Origin of the sequence: Streptomyces sp. TSRI0107 (genome assembly GCF_001905845.1) — a bacterium.
In the GTDB taxonomy this organism is placed as follows: Bacteria; Actinomycetota; Actinomycetes; order Streptomycetales; family Streptomycetaceae; genus Streptomyces.
The window spans coordinates 336,643-350,907 of record NZ_LIVZ01000005.1 but is presented as its reverse complement, the minus strand read 5'-3'; the positions used below and the strand labels follow the sequence as shown (position 1 = coordinate 350,907).

The window sequence follows — 14,265 nt, the reverse complement described above, 5'->3', positions numbered from 1 at the left end:
ACGGGAACCTGAGGGGCGCGAGCGGTGTATGACAGGGAGAAGCTGCGCTGGAGACCGCCGCGTCGAAGGGACCAAGATCGTGCAACGTCGAGCTGTGACGGCCGTGTTGGCCGCGGCCGCCCTCGTGCTGACGGCCGGCTGCTCCTCCGGTGACGACGGAGGAGAACCGGGCGCCGGTGAACGGGCCACCCCGAGCCGTACGGCCGCGCGGTCGCCCTCCGGACCCGCCGCCGAGAAGACCCCGCCCGCGACCGGCACCGTGAAGGTCGTCCGCACCGTCGCCGAGGGCCTGGACACCCCCTGGGGCCTCGCCCCGCTGCCGGACGGCGACCTGCTCGTCTCCTCCCGCGACGACGGCACGATCGTCCGCGTCGACGGCAAGACCGGCGAGAAGACCGAGTTGGGCGAGGTGCCCGGCGTCTCCGCGGCCGGCGAGGGCGGCCTGCTCGGCCTCGCTCTCTCCCCCGACTACGCCTCGGACCACATGGTCTACGCCTACTTCACCTCCGCCTCGGACAACCGCGTCGTGCGGATGCTCATCGACGAGGAGAAGCCCGAGGGCGAACAGCTCGGCGCCCCCGACACGGTCTTCCGGGGCATCCCCAAGGGCTTCGTGCACAACGGCGGCCGCATCGCCTTCGGCCCGGACAGGATGCTCTACGTCGGCACGGGCGAGAGCGGCGAGGAGGGCCTGTCCCAGGACAAGGACTCCCTGGGCGGCAAGATCCTGCGGCTGACCCCGGAGGGCGAACCGGCCCCGGGCAACCCGTTCCCCGACTCCCCCGTGTACTCGTACGGGCACCGCAATGTGCAGGGTCTCGCCTGGGACGGCAAACAACGGCTGTTCGCCGCCGAGTTCGGCCAGGACACCTGGGACGAGCTGAACGCGGTCAAGCCGGGCGGCAACTACGGCTGGCCGGAGGCGGAGGGCAGGTCCGACGACGACGCCTTCCGTGACCCGACGGCCCAGTGGACCACCGACGAGGCCTCCCCCAGCGGCATCGCGTACGCCGAGGGATCGATATGGATGGCGGGCCTGCGCGGCCAGCGTCTGTGGCGCGTCCCGCTGAAGGGCACCGAGACCTCGGCCGACCCGCAGGCCTTCCTCGAAGGGGACTACGGGCGGCTGCGCACGGTGGTCTCCGCGGGCGGCGACAGGCTCTGGCTCGTCACCAGCGAGACGGACGGCCGCGGCTCCCCCGGGGACGGTGACGACCGGATCCTGGAGCTGAAGGTGAGCTGATCCCGGCCCGGGGCCGCCCGTGCCCCGGCCTCCTCACTCCCCCTCGGTGTCCTCGTGCGAGCCGGGCTTCCGCGGCCCGGATCGCCGTACGACGACCTTCCCGGAGGCGAGGTCTATCGGCCCGCGTCCCGGATCCGCGTCCCCGACGTCCTCACGGGTCAGCTCCAGCCGCTTCTGCTCGTCACGGGTGTGTTTGCGGCCCGGGGCGAACAGTTCCTCGAAGGGGTTGAACACGGAGCCTCCTTGGCCGACGTCCCTCCAGCGTACGGCTCACCCGTTCGGTCCGGCCGGGAGCGGTTCCTGGGGGAACAGGCCCAGCCGGTGGGCGACCGCCGCCGCCTCGCCCCGGCCGGAGACCCCGAGCTTGGCCAGGATGTTCGACACGTGGACGCTGGCCGTCTTCGGCGAGATGAACAGCTCCCCGGCTATCTGACGGTTGGTGCGCCCGGCCGAGACCAGGCGCAGCACGTCGCGCTCCCGGCTGGTCAAGCCCAGTGCCTCGGCCGGGTCGGCGGGGGCGAGGGCGTGCGGCGAGGTGCGGGTCAGGGAGAGGCGGGCCCGCTGGGCGAGCAAGGTGACGGCGTCGGCGAGCGGGCGGGCGCCGAGGTGGCCGGCGACGGCGTGGGCGAGGCGCAGCAGCTCGGCGGCCCGCTCCCGCTCGTCCTCGCCGCCGGACGCGAGCAGCGCCTCCGCCAGACGGTGGCGGACGCGGGCCAGGTCGTAGGGGCGCTCCAGCTGTTCGAAGGCGGTGACCACGTCGGACCAGGTGTCCGCGTCGGCGGCGCCCTCGGCGCGGCGCAGCTCGGCGCGCACCCACCGCTCGTGGGCGAGCCAGACGGGGGCGTCGGTGGTGAGGCGCTTGGCGGAGTCGCGCAGGCGGTCGATCGCCTCGGCGCGGCCCGGTCGCGCGGCGGGCAGGTCGCGGTGGTCGGCCTCGGCGGTGGCGCCCGCCAGGAGCAGGGGCCAGGCGTAGCGGTGGGTGCCGGGCGGGAAACCGGCGTCCAGGGCGCCTCGGAGTTCGGCGCGCAGGTCGAGGAGGCGGCCCTCGGCCGCGGCGATCCCGAGGCTGATGGCGAGGAGGGGCAGTGACTGCTGGGGCATGGAGTCGTGGGTGCCGAAGTAGGCCTTGGCGGAGGTCAGTTGCCGGGCCGTCTCGGCGACTTCGCCTCTGCCGAGGGCGACTCGGGCCAGGCACATGGTGCCGAGTCCCTGGGGGCGGGCGTTCTGGCCGCGCCGCCGGGTGCTCTCCGCGGCCTCGGCGGCCTCGTCCCAACGGCCCAGGGAGTACAGCGAGTCGGAGAGGTTGGCCCAGACCCAGGCCTCCGTGTTGAGCAGGCCGAACCGCCGGCAGTGCTCGACGCCCTGTTCCAGCAGGGGGACGGCTTCCCGGGAGCGGCCCACGGACTCCAGTTCCGAGGGGAGGTTGATGTAGGCACGGCCCGCGACGAGGGGCACGCCCTCGGCGAGGGTGCGGTCCATGACGTCGTACATCACCGCGAGCCCGGCCTCGGTGTCACCGGCGTCGACCATGAGGCCGCCGAGGGTGAGCCGGGCGTTCATCTCGGTCTCCCGGGCGCCGACCATGCGGGCGTACTCCACCGCCCGTTCGGCCGCGGAGAAGGCCTCCGGGCCGGGGGCGCGCAGCATCAGCCAGCCGGCGACGGCCACCAGGACATCGGCGTGCACCTGGGACGGGGGCAGGCCGCGGACCAGTTCCTGGGCGGTGGCCAGTTCCTTCCAGCCGTCGCCGCGGGCCTGGCTCTGCACGAGCTGGGCGCGCTGGTTCCAGAACCAGGCGGCGCGCAGCGGGTCGGGTTCCTCCTCCAGCAGCCGCAGGGCCCGCTTGGTGATCTTCAGGGCGCGTTCCCGCTCCCCGCAGAGCCGGCCGGCGACGGCGGCCTCGGCCATCAGGTCGAGGTAGCGCAGCGGGGCGGTCGCCGGGTCGCAGCCGCACGGCGGGTAGGCCTCGGTGTGGTCGACGGGGCGCAGGGTGGCGCGGGTCTCCTCGGGGGCGGCGTCCCAGAGTTCCATCGCGCGTTCCAGCAGCCGGAGTTGTTCGGAGTGGGCGTGGCGGCGGCGGACTACGGCGGCGGCGTCCAGGACGGCCGGGAGGGCCTTGGCGGGATCGTGGGCGTGGTACCAGTAGCTGGCCAGCCGGGTGACGCGTTCGTCGGCGGGGACGAGGCCCGGGTCGGCCTCCAGGGCCTCGGCGTAGCGGCGGTTGATGCGGAAGCGTTCGCCGGGCAGCAGGTCGTCGCCGACGGCCTCGCGGACCAGGGAGTGGCGGAAGCGGTAGCCGTCGCCGGTGGGGGTGGCGAGCAGCAGGTGGGCGTTGACGGCGACGCGCAGCGCCTCGATGAGGTCGTCCTCGGGGAGTCCGGCGACGGCGGCGAGCAGCGGGTACTCGACGGTGGAGCCGCCCTCGGCGACGATCCGGGCGACCCGCTGGGCGGTCTCGGGCAGCGCCTCCACCCGGACGAGGAGGAGGTCGCGCAGCGAGTCGGTGAGGCCGGCGCAGGAGCCGTCGTGGGCGGCCACGGCCAGTTCCTCGACGAAGAAGGCGTTGCCGTCGGAGCGTTCGAAGATGTCGTCGACCTGGGCGGGGTCGGGTTCGGCGGCCAGGATGCCGGCGATCTGGCGGCCGACCTCCTCGCGGCTGAAGCGGGCGAGTTCGATGCGGTGGACGGTGCGCAGCCGGTCGAGTTCGGCGAGCAGCGGGCGCATCGGGTGGCGGCGGTGGATGTCGTCGGACCGGTAGGTGGCGAGGACGACGAGACGGCCGGTGCGCAGGGTGCGCAGCAGGTAGGAGAGGAGGTGCCGGGTGGAGGCGTCGGCCCAGTGCAGGTCCTCCAGGGCGAGGACGACCGTGCGGTCGGCGGCGACGCGTTCCAGCAGGCGGGCGGTGAGTTCGAAGAGGCGGGCCACGCCCTCCTCGTCGTCGTGGCGTCCGGCGCCGAACTCGCCCAGTTCGGGCAGCAGCCGGGCCAGTTCCTCCTCCTGGCCGGCGGCCGCGGCGGCGAGGGCGTCCGGCAGTTCGCGGCGCAGGGTACGCAGCGCGGTGGAGAACGGGGCGAAGGGCAGCCCGTCGGCGCCGATCTCGACACAGCCGCCCAGGGCGACGACGGCGCCCTCCCGGTCGGCGACGGCCGCGAACTCCTCGACGAGGCGGGTCTTGCCGACCCCGGCCTCGCCGCCCAGCAGCAGCGCCTGCGGCTCTCCCCCAGTGCTCAACGCCTGGGCGGTACCCCCACCGGCGGCCCGGGCGAGTGCGCCGGTCAGGGTGGCCAACTCCGCGGTGCGGCCGACGAACACGGGACTGACGGACTTGGTCTGCACGGGCCAGAGCATCGCACGGGGGTCCGACAGCGCGGCACCGGTTTTGCGGAGAGCAGAGGACGGGAGGGCGTACGACGCGACCGGCCCGGCGCCTGTCGGCAGGGCGCCGGGCCGGTCGGATGTGCCGGTGTCGCGGCCGGCGGCGAAGGCCGCCGGCTCTCGTCGGGCCGCTCCCCCGGCCGGCGTGTTCACGCGGTCCGCAGGAAGCGGTGCCGGCGGGGGCGACGGCTATGGGACTCGGCCTCGGTGGTGCGCTGCTCCGCTTGCCGGCGGGCGGCGCGGTTGCCGCGGGTGACATCGCGGACCAGTCGGGCCTGCTCGGCCTGGCGGATCAGCTCGGCGGTGCGCAGCTGCTGGAGCTCGTAGGTGTTCATGGTGGTTCTCTCCTGGTCCGACGGCGGTTTCGGTATCGCTTGCCGCGATGCCTCTACTTTCGTCTCCCAGGGGGTCCGCCACATCGGGAGAGTTCCGCATCTTGGGGGGCGGGGTGGTGCCTTAGACAGGCCTGAGGGGCCTAAGACCCCCTACCGGGCGGGTCCTTAGGCCCCTCGTGGGCGGCTAAGCCGTCGGCAGGCCGAGCAGGACGCCGGTGTACTTGAGGACGGCCAGCAGCAGGCCGATGGCGCCGAGCGCGATGCCCGCCCAGGAGACCGACTTGATCCAGGGGGCCTGCGGCGCGCCGGGCGCGCCGAACGCGGGCCGGGCGAGGACCACGACGCCGACGATCAGCGCGGTCAGTGCGAAGATCCCGGACCACAGCGCGTTGGCCTGCCAGGCGTCGCCGTAGCCCGCCTCGACCATGGAGGCGACGCTGGAGGACGTCGAGGCCTCCAGCTGGCCGATCAGCGACTGCCGCGCGGAGGCCACCGTGCCGATCCAGCTGCCGGTCAGCGAGACGACACCGAGGGCGGCGGAGACGACGGCGGCGGCGCCCTGCCCGACCCCGGAGGGCCCGGCCGTCCCGGGCGCCGCCTCCGCCTCGTGTCCGGTCTCCTCCTCGACGGCTGCTCCGGCCTCCGCTTCCTCGGCTTCCGTCCCCTCGACCTCCGCGGTCGCCGTCTCGTCGGCGGTCGTCGTCCCGGCCTCGTCCACAGTCTTCGTACCCATGCCCCGCACCGTACGGACGGAGTCTGAGAGGTTCCTTAACGATCCTTGTGACCGGCATCCGCGCGTGCCGCGCGCCACTCGGGGGCGAGCACCGACCACACCTCGATGTCGTGCCGTACGCCGTGGTGGGGGTAGCTCTCGCGGTGTACGCCGTCCCGGGTCATCCCCAGCCGGCGGGCGACGGCGAGGCTCGGCCCGTTGCCCGCGGCGGCGTGCCACTCCACGCGGTGGATGCCGCGTTCCCCGACGGCCCAGTCGATCAGCACCCGCATCGCGCGGGTGACCAGACCCCGCCCGCTGCCGTCGGGTTCCAGCCAGCAGCCGACCTCGCAGTTGCCCTGCGCGGCGTCGAAGTTCAGGAACAGCACCCCGCCGACGAGCTTGCCGTTCAGCCAGATGCCGTGCAGGGAGCGGTTGTCGGCGGCGCGCCCGTCGGCGTACCGCTGGAGCAGTTGCCGCGCGCCGGCCACGTCGGTGGCGTTCTCCCCGAACGGCACGTACTGGTTGATGAACTCCCTGCCCCGGTCCAGGTGGGCCAGGAACTCCTCGGCGTGCCAGGGCTCCAGGGGGCGCAGTTCGGCGCCGTCGTCACCCAGGGATATCGCGTACATCGGGTTGCCGCTCCTTGTGCAGTACGTCAACGACGTCCGTGAGCCTTTCACGTCCGGCGTCGGCCTCCGCGAGGTTTTCCGGCGCACTCCGGTGCTCGGGCGGTTCGATGCTGATGCGCGGCAGGCGCCGGTCGAGCCAACGCGGCAGCCACCAGTTGGCGCCGCCGAGCAGATGCATCAGCGCGGGCACCAGGAGCGTGCGGAGCACGAAGGCGTCCAGGGCGACGGCGGCGGCGAGCGCGATGCCGAACATCGCGATCACCCGGTCGCCGCTGAGCACGAAGGCGAGGAACACCGAGATCATGATCACCGCGGCCGAGTTGATCACCCGGCTGGTCTCGGCGAGGCCGACCCGCACGGCCCGCCGGTTGTCGCCGGTCTCCAGCCACTCCTCGTACATCCGGCTGACCAGGAAGACCTGGTAGTCCATGGAGAGGCCGAAGAGCACCGACACCATGATCACGGGCAGGAAGGGCTCGATGGGGCCCGCGCGGCCGAGGCCGAGCGGTTCGCTGCCCCAGCCCCACTGGAAGACGGCGACGACCACGCCGAACGCGCCCGCGACGGCGGCGACGTTCATCGCGGCGGCCTTCACCGGGATGCCTATGGACCGGAACGCGAGCAGGAGCAGCACACAGCCCAGTCCGATGACGACGCCGACGAACAGCGGCAGCTTGCCGACGATGACGTCCGCGAAGTCGTCGTAGCCGGCGGTGACGCCGCCGACGTGCAGGTCGAGCGAGGTGCCGGCCTCCGCGCGGGGCAGCACCTCGGTGCGCAGCCGGTCCACGAGGTCGCTGGTCTCCCGGGACTGCGGGGCGGTCTCCGGTACGACGGTGAGGTACGCGGTGTCGCCGCCCGCGTCGAACGTCACGGGGGTCGCGAAGGCGACGCCCTCGGTGCCGCGCAGGGTGCCGTCGAGGTTGTCCAGGGCGAGCCGGTCCTCGGCGCCGCGCACCTCGGTGACGAGGGTGAGGGGGCCGTTCACGCCGGGCCCGAAGCCGTCGGCGAGGAGGTCGTAGGCCTGCCGCGTGGTGGCGGTGCTCGGGCCGTTGCCCTGGTCGGAGGTGCCCAGGTGGAGGGAGAGGGTGGGCAGGGCGAGCAGGGTCATCGCGGCGAGGGCGAGCGCGCCGAGCTTCCTGGGGTGCCGTTCGACGAACGCGGACCAGCGGGCGGCGAACCCGGTGGGCAGCTCCGGTTCGGGCCCGTGCTCGGCGAGCCGGCGGCGTTCGCGGCGGCTGAGGGCCCGCATGCCGATGAGGGAGAGCAGGGCGGGCAGCAGGGTCACGGAGGCCGCGACGGTGAGGACGACGGTCAGCGAGGCGGCGATGGCGACGCCGTCGAGGAAGCCGAGCCGCAGGATCAGCATGCCCAGCAGGGCGATGCACACGGTGGCGCCGGCGAACACGACGGCGCGTCCGGTGGTCGCGACGGCGGCGGTGACCGCCTCGGTGACGCCGAGCCCGCGTTTCAGCCCGCGCCGGTGCCGGGTGACGATGAACAGCGCGTAGTCGATGCCGACGCCGAGGCCGATCAGCATGCCGAGCATGGGCGCGAAGTCGGCGACCGTCATGAGGTGGCCGAGCAGCACGATCCCGGCGTACGCGGTGCCGACGCTCACCAGCGCGGTGGCGATGGGCAGCAGGGAGGCGGCGAGCGAGCCGAAGGCGAGGAACAGCACGACGGCGGCGACGACCACGCCGACCACCTCGGCGAGGTGCCCGCCGGAGGACTCGGTGAGCGCGACCGCGCCGCCGCCCAGCTCGACCTGGAGCCCGTCGCCCTCGGCCGCCTTCGCGGTGTCGACGACGGCCTGTGCCTCGGCGGTGCCGATGTCGTCGGCCTGGTCGTCGAAGGTGACCGTGGCGTAGGCGGTACGGCCGTCCTCGCTGATCTGGCCGGCGCCCTGGCCGTCGTACGGGCCGGTCACGGAGGCGACGCCGGGCAGGTCGCCGATCCTGTCGAGCGTCCGGGTCATGGTCTGTTCGACGTCGGCGGCGCGGACACTGCCCCCGCCGGTGTGCCAGACGACCGTGTCGCTGTCCCCGCCGAGCGCGGGGAAGCCGTCCTTCAGCAGCTCCGCGGCCCGCTCCGACTCGGTGCCGGGCACCCGGTAGTCGTTGGAGTACGCGGTACCGGCGACGAGCGCGCCCGCGCCCACCCCGCCCAGGGCGAGGAGCCACAGCAGAACAGCGATCAGACGGTGCCGGACACACCAGCGTGCGAGGGCTGCCACGAACGTGCTCCCGGAAGTGGTGACATGTGGATCTTTGGCCGGGAACAGTCGTGCGTGTACTGAAGGCCCGCAAAGAACATATGAGCAACTGCGAGGCCACTCTTGCAGGCAGAGGTGATCGTTTGGCCGTTTCGTGCGCTTGTTCACACGTCTTTACGGGGACCTGACACGGGGCCTCGGGCCCGGCGTCCGGACCTGAAAGCTCAGTCGAACTGGTCGCCCAACGCCATCACCATCACCCCGGCTATGAGCAGCCACAGGGCCCGCCGGGTGCGGCCCCTGGACCCCAGTACGGCCCCGACGGCGCACACGGCGGCGCCGAGGGCGTAGGCGGCCGGGACGAGCGCCGGGGCGGCGTCGGCGAGGCGCAGTCCGGACGCGGCGAGCCCGGCGAGCGTCAGCACCGCTCCGGTTCCGGCGGCGGTCCAGCGGGCCCGCCGCGCCTCGGTCATCTCGGAATCAGCGCGTCCACTCATGCCGCGGCAGCGTAGCGCGTACGGCTGGGAAATCCGGGTGCGGGGCCGGTCCACCGGCTGGTAGCGTCCGCCGGTCCAGCACACCGCGGCCCGCGCGCCGCCCTGCCGAAGTGGGTGCATTGTTTGATGGTCCGGACGAGCTTCGACGCAATCCTGTTCGTTCTCCAGGACTCAAGGAGCCCGTTCACCGATGTCCGACACCGCTTCCAGGACCTCGAAGACCTCGAACACCCCGCTGACTGAGCGGGTCACCCTCCCCCGGTACCCGCGCAGCAACGGCTACGACGCCCGCTGGACCGTCGAGAACCAGATGGGCCCGAACGCGCTGTGGCTGCTGGAGTGGCTGGCCCCGGCCCTCGGCCTCGACGCCCTGCCGCCCGGCGCCCGCGTCCTCGACCTCGGCTGCGGACGCGCCATGACGTCCGTGTTCCTCGCCAAGGAGTACGGCGTCCAGGTCACCGCCGCCGACCTGTGGATCAGGCCGGAGGACAACGCCGCGCGGATCGCCGAGGCGGGCGTCGCCGACCTGGTGCTCCCGGTGCACGCCGAGGCGCACGACCTGCCGTTCGGCGACGGGAGCTTCGACGCGATCGTCTCCGTGGACGCGTACCAGTACTTCGGCACCGACGACCTGTACCTGCCGTCGCTGACCCGGCTGCTGAAGCCGGGCGGGCGGATCGGGGTCGTCGTACCGTCGCTGCGGGAGGAGCCGGAGGGCGTCCAGCCGCCCGGGCACCTCACGCCGTGGTGGGAGCCGGACTTCTGGTGCTTCCACTCCCCCGCCTGGTGGCGCCGCCACTGGACCCGCAGCGGGGCGGTGGCGGTGGAGACGGCCGACTGGCTGACCGACGGCTGGCGCGAGTGGCTGCTGTGGTGCGAGGTGGTCGCCGACGAGAGCCGTGACGAGTGGCATGTGCGGATGGCCGGCCGGTGCGCCGAGATGCTGCGCGTGGACCGGGGCCGGGCGCTGGGCTTCGCGCGCGTGGTGGGCCGCCGCCTGCCGGAACACGGCTGATGACACACCCAGGGGGGATGCATCGCAACCGATGCATCCCCCCTGGGGCCGTGAGAACGGGCTCGGTGACTCAGCCCTCGCTGACGCCCAGCTTCTCCAGGATCAGCTCCTTGACGCGCGCCGCGTCCGCCTGGCCGCGGGTGGCCTTCATGACCGCGCCGACCAGGGCGCCGGCCGCGGCCACCTTGCCGCCGCGGATCTTGTCGGCGACGCCCGGGTTGCCGGCGATCGCCTCGTCGACGGCGGCGGTGAGCGCGCCCTCGTCGGAGACGACCTTCAGACCGCGCTTCTCGACGACCTCGTCCGGGGTGCCCTCGCCCGCGAGGACGCCCTCGATGACCTGACGGGCCAGCTTGTCGTTCAGGTCGCCCTTGGTCACCAGCTCGGTGACCCGCGCGACCTGCTCCGGCGTGATGGCCAGCTCGTCCAGCGCCTTGCCGGACTCGTTGGCGCTGCGGGCCAGTTCACCCATCCACCACTTGCGGGCGGCCGCGGCGTCGGCGCCGGCGTCGATCGTGGCGACGATCGGCTCCAGGGCACCGGCGTTGAGGATCGCCTGCATGTCGGTGCCGGAGATCCCCCACTCCTCGCGGAGCCGGTTGCGGCGGACCAGCGGCAGCTCGGGCAGACCGGCGCGGATCTCCTCGACCCACTCGCGCGACGGGGCGACCGGCACCAGGTCGGGCTCCGGGAAGTACCGGTAGTCCTCGGCCTCCTCCTTCACGCGGCCCGAGGTCGTCGACCCGGTGTCCTCGTGGAAGTGGCGGGTCTCCTGGATGATCGTGCCGCCCGAGGACAGCACGGCCGCGTGGCGCTGGATCTCGAAGCGGGCCGCGCGCTCCACGGACCGCAGCGAGTTCACGTTCTTCGTCTCCGACCGGGTGCCGAACTTCTCGGCGCCCTTCGGCATCAGCGACAGGTTCACGTCGCAGCGCATCTGGCCCATCTCCATACGGGCCTCGGAGACGCCGAGCGCGCGGATGACCTCGCGCAGCTCACGCACGTACGCGCGGGCGACCTCGGGAGCGCGCTCCCCGGCACCGACGATCGGCTTGGTGACGATCTCGATGAGCGGGATGCCCGCGCGGTTGTAGTCGAGCAGGGAGTGGGACGCGCCGTGGATACGGCCGGTGGCGCCGCCGACGTGGGTCGACTTGCCGGTGTCCTCCTCCATGTGGGCGCGCTCGATCTCCACGCGGAAGGTCTCGCCGTCCTCCAGCTGCACGTCGAGGTAGCCGTTGAAGGCGATCGGCTCGTCGTACTGGGAGGTCTGGAAGTTCTTCGGCATGTCCGGATAGAAGTAGTTCTTCCGGGCGAAGCGGCACCACTCGGCGATCTCGCAGTTCAGCGCGAGACCGATCTTGATGGCGGACTCGACGCCGGTCGCGTTGACGACCGGGAGCGCGCCGGGCAGGCCGAGGCAGACCGGGCAGGTCTGGGTGTTGGCGTCCTGACCGAGCGCGGTCGAGCAACCGCAGAACATCTTGGTCTTGGTGCCGAGTTCGACATGGACCTCGAGGCCCATGACGGGGTCGTACGACGCCAGCGCGTCCTCGTACGACACCAGGTCGGTCGTGGTGGTCACGGTGAAACTTCCCTCTCAGCCCAGCAGGACGTCGTCGTCGCCCAGCCGCTTCAGCTCGCGGTAGAGAATGGCGAGGTTGGTGACGACCGCGGCGCCGGTCACCACGGCGTCGAGCAGCCGCAGCGTGTCGTTCTCGCCACGGGCCTTCTTGATCTGCTTGTAGACCCCGACGGCGCCGAACGCCGACGTGGCCATCGAGATGTACAGACCGGAACGGGACTTCTTGAAGCCCTTGGCCTTGGACAGTGCACTCACAGCGACGGAGCCTCCTCGAGGAGCGGGTGGCCCCACTTTTCCACGTAGGCGGCCTCGACGGCCGCACCCACCTTGTAGAGCCGGTCGTCCTTCAGGGCCGGGGCGATGATCTGCAGGCCCACCGGGAGGTTGTCCTCCGGGGCGAGACCGCAGGGCAGCGACATGGCCGCGTTGCCCGCCAGGTTGGTCGGGATGGTGCACAGGTCCGCGAGGTACATCGCCATCGGGTCGTCGGCGCGCTCGCCGATCGGGAAGGCGGTGGTCGGGGTCGTCGGGGAGACGATCACGTCGACCTGCTCGAACGCCTTCTCGAAGTCGCGCGTGATGAGGGTGCGGACCTTCTGGGCGCTGCCGTAGTACGCGTCGTAGTAGCCGGAGCTGAGGGCGTACGTGCCGAGCATGATGCGGCGCTTGACCTCGGCGCCGAAGCCGGCCGCACGGGTGAGGGAGGTGACCTCCTCGGCCGAGTGGGAGCCGTCGTCGCCGATCCGCAGGCCGTAGCGCAGGCCGTCGAAGCGGGCGAGGTTGGAGGAGCACTCCGACGGGGCGATCAGGTAGTACGCCGACAGGGCGAGGTCGAAGGACGGGCAGTCCAGCTCGACGATCTCGGCGCCCAGCTCCTTCAGCAGCTCGACGGACTCGTCGAAGCGCTGGATGACGCCGGCCTGGTAGCCCTCGCCGCGGAACTGCTTGACGACGCCGACGCGCATGCCCTCGACGCTGCCGTTGCGGGCGGCCTCGACGACCGGCGGGACCGGGGCGTCGATGGAGGTGGAGTCGAGCGGGTCGTGACCGGCGATCACCTCGTGCAGCAGCGCCGCGTCCAGGACCGTACGGGCGCAGGGGCCGCCCTGGTCGAGGGAGGAGGAGAACGCCACCATGCCGTAGCGGGACACGGCGCCGTACGTCGGCTTCACGCCGACCGTGCCGGTGACGGCGGCCGGCTGGCGGATGGAGCCGCCGGTGTCGGTGCCGATGGCGAGCGGCGCCTGGAAGGAGGCGAGCGCGGCGGAGGAGCCGCCGCCGGAGCCGCCCGGGATGCGGGTGAGGTCCCACGGGTTGCCGGTCGGGCCGTAGGCGCTGTTCTCGGTGGAGGACCCCATGGCGAACTCGTCCATGTTGGTCTTGCCGAGGATGACGACGTCGGCGGCCTTCAGCTTCTTGGTGAGGGTCGCGTCGTACGGCGGGATCCAGCCCTCGAGGATCTTCGAACCGACGGTCGTGGGCACGCCCTCGGTGGTGAAGATGTCCTTCAGCGCCAGCGGCACGCCGGCCAGCGGGCCCAGCTTCTCGCCGCGCTCGCGCTTCTCGTCCACGGCGCGGGCCTGGGCGAGGGCGCCCTCACGGTCGATGTGCAGGAAGGCGTGCACCTTCTCGTCGACGGCCTCGATCCGGGCCAGGTGCGCCTCGGTGACCTCGACGGCGGTCAGCTCGCCGGAAGCGATCTTCGCGGCGATCTCGGCCGCGGTCAGCTTGATGATGTCCGTCATGGCGGATTACTCCTCCCCCAGGATCTGCGGCACCTTGAAACGCTGCTGCTCCTGGGCCGGGGCGCCGGAGAGCGCCTGCTCGGGGGTGAGCGACGGGCGGACCTCGTCCGGACGCATGACGTTCGTCAGCGGGAGCGGGTGCGAGGTCGGCGGTACGTCTTGGTCGGCGACCTCGCTGACGCGGGCGACCGCGCCGATGATGTCGTCCAGCTGTCCCGCGAAGTGGTCGAGCTCTTCGGGCTTCAGCTCCAGACGCGCCAGCCGGGCGAGGTGGGCGACCTCCTCGCGCGTGATGCCAGGCATGCAGCGATCCTCTGGGGTGAGTGTGGGTGGTTTGGGCCTAGGACAGGTCCTAATCCTATGGGGCGGGAAGCCATGCCCGTGAAACGGTTTCCCGCGGGGCCCGCCACATCACCTTCGGCGCGCCTCCCAGGCCTCGCTGTGCAGGAAGTGGTTGTCGTACAGCTCCTGCACCTGGAGGAGGCTCTCCGGGGTGGCCTCGCCGAGGCGGACGCGCTGGAGGTGGCGGAAGTACTCGAAGCGTTCGACGCCCGGTGTGATGACGATCAGCAGGTCGGCGTCGGTGCCGGGCGCGGCGGCGAAGGCGTGGGGCATGCCCGGCGGGACGATCACCAGGTCGCCGCGCCCGGCGGTGACCACGTCGTCGCCGGCCAGCAGCCTGGCCTCGCCGTCGAGCAGGAAGAACATCTCCGCCGAGCCCTTGTGCAGATGCGGGCGGGCCCCGTCGGCGCCGTCGGTCAGCGTGACCCGCACCGTGGACAGCGCCCCGCCCGAGGCGCTGCTGTCGGCCAGCAGCCGCACGGCGACCGGGGCACCGCCGAGCGTCTCGGCGTCGGCGTCCCGGACGATCACCGGCTCATCGAAATCGGGCACGAAGAGCGACATTCCCC

The 14,265-nt window shown here is 72.6% G+C and carries 14 protein-coding genes; 2 read left to right on the top strand and 12 right to left on the bottom strand.

The annotated features are described in order from the left end of the window. Positions 1–28 precede the first annotated feature (28 nt). Positions 29–1,243 (top strand): PQQ-dependent sugar dehydrogenase, encoded by a 1,215-nt coding sequence (locus tag AMK31_RS15370; protein ID WP_079186838.1) that lies wholly within the window; start codon positions 29–31, stop codon positions 1,241–1,243. 33 nt (positions 1,244–1,276) lie between these two features. Here AMK31_RS15370 and AMK31_RS15365 read toward each other — a convergent pair whose 3' ends face one another. The 7 genes from AMK31_RS15365 to AMK31_RS15335 all read right to left on the bottom strand — a co-directional run bounded on the left by AMK31_RS15365 (position 1,277) and on the right by AMK31_RS15335 (position 9,009). Continuing rightward, entirely contained in the window at positions 1,277–1,477 is a 201-nt protein-coding gene (locus AMK31_RS15365; RefSeq protein ID WP_073941078.1) for a DUF6191 domain-containing protein, read from the bottom strand. A 36-nt stretch (positions 1,478–1,513) separates the two neighbouring features. Then, positions 1,514–4,591 carry a helix-turn-helix transcriptional regulator gene (locus tag AMK31_RS15360; protein ID WP_107468627.1) on the bottom strand — a complete coding sequence of 1,026 codons (3,078 nt, stop codon included), beginning with the start codon at positions 4,589–4,591 and terminating at the stop codon, positions 1,514–1,516. Positions 4,592–4,767: 176 nt separating this feature from the next. Continuing rightward, positions 4,768–4,953 (bottom strand): hypothetical protein, encoded by a 186-nt coding sequence (locus AMK31_RS15355; protein WP_073941077.1) that lies wholly within the window; start codon positions 4,951–4,953, stop codon positions 4,768–4,770. A gap of 184 nt (positions 4,954–5,137) precedes the next feature. Then, a complete protein-coding gene (locus AMK31_RS15350; protein WP_073941076.1) occupies positions 5,138–5,686 on the bottom strand; it encodes a hypothetical protein in 549 nt (182 codons plus the stop codon). A 35-nt stretch (positions 5,687–5,721) separates the two neighbouring features. Next, entirely contained in the window at positions 5,722–6,297 is a 576-nt protein-coding gene (locus AMK31_RS15345; RefSeq protein WP_073941075.1) for a GNAT family N-acetyltransferase, read from the bottom strand. Next, positions 6,275–8,533: an MMPL family transporter gene (locus AMK31_RS15340; RefSeq protein WP_073941074.1), complete on the bottom strand. Its 2,259-nt coding sequence runs from the start codon at positions 8,531–8,533 to the stop codon at positions 6,275–6,277. Before AMK31_RS15340 ends, AMK31_RS15345 begins: the two co-directional genes overlap by 23 nt. Before the next feature lie 203 nt (positions 8,534–8,736). Then, complete coding sequence (locus AMK31_RS15335; RefSeq protein ID WP_073941073.1) at positions 8,737–9,009, bottom strand: hypothetical protein; 273 nt, start codon at positions 9,007–9,009, stop codon at positions 8,737–8,739. A gap of 190 nt (positions 9,010–9,199) precedes the next feature. Between AMK31_RS15335 and AMK31_RS15330 the strand changes: the two genes are divergently transcribed. Further along, on the top strand, positions 9,200–10,024 hold the full coding sequence (locus tag AMK31_RS15330; protein ID WP_073941072.1) for an SAM-dependent methyltransferase: 825 nt from the start codon (positions 9,200–9,202) through the stop codon (positions 10,022–10,024). Positions 10,025–10,094: 70 nt separating this feature from the next. Here AMK31_RS15330 and gatB read toward each other — a convergent pair whose 3' ends face one another. The 5 genes from gatB to AMK31_RS15305 all read right to left on the bottom strand — a co-directional run bounded on the left by gatB (position 10,095) and on the right by AMK31_RS15305 (position 14,260). Then, positions 10,095–11,609: an Asp-tRNA(Asn)/Glu-tRNA(Gln) amidotransferase subunit GatB gene (gene gatB / locus AMK31_RS15325; RefSeq protein WP_073941071.1), complete on the bottom strand. Its 1,515-nt coding sequence runs from the start codon at positions 11,607–11,609 to the stop codon at positions 10,095–10,097. 15 nt (positions 11,610–11,624) lie between these two features. Next, positions 11,625–11,864, bottom strand: coding sequence for a hypothetical protein (locus AMK31_RS15320; RefSeq protein WP_073941070.1), 240 nt, complete (start codon positions 11,862–11,864; stop codon positions 11,625–11,627). Beyond that, positions 11,861–13,354, bottom strand: coding sequence for an Asp-tRNA(Asn)/Glu-tRNA(Gln) amidotransferase subunit GatA (gatA, locus tag AMK31_RS15315; RefSeq protein WP_073941069.1), 1,494 nt, complete (start codon positions 13,352–13,354; stop codon positions 11,861–11,863). The genes AMK31_RS15320 and gatA overlap by 4 nt, the downstream gene beginning before the upstream one ends. A gap of 6 nt (positions 13,355–13,360) precedes the next feature. After that, entirely contained in the window at positions 13,361–13,657 is a 297-nt protein-coding gene (gene gatC, locus AMK31_RS15310) for an Asp-tRNA(Asn)/Glu-tRNA(Gln) amidotransferase subunit GatC (RefSeq protein ID WP_004925108.1), read from the bottom strand. A gap of 108 nt (positions 13,658–13,765) precedes the next feature. Next, positions 13,766–14,260: a cupin domain-containing protein gene (locus AMK31_RS15305; RefSeq protein ID WP_073941068.1), complete on the bottom strand. Its 495-nt coding sequence runs from the start codon at positions 14,258–14,260 to the stop codon at positions 13,766–13,768. Positions 14,261–14,265 lie beyond the last annotated feature (5 nt).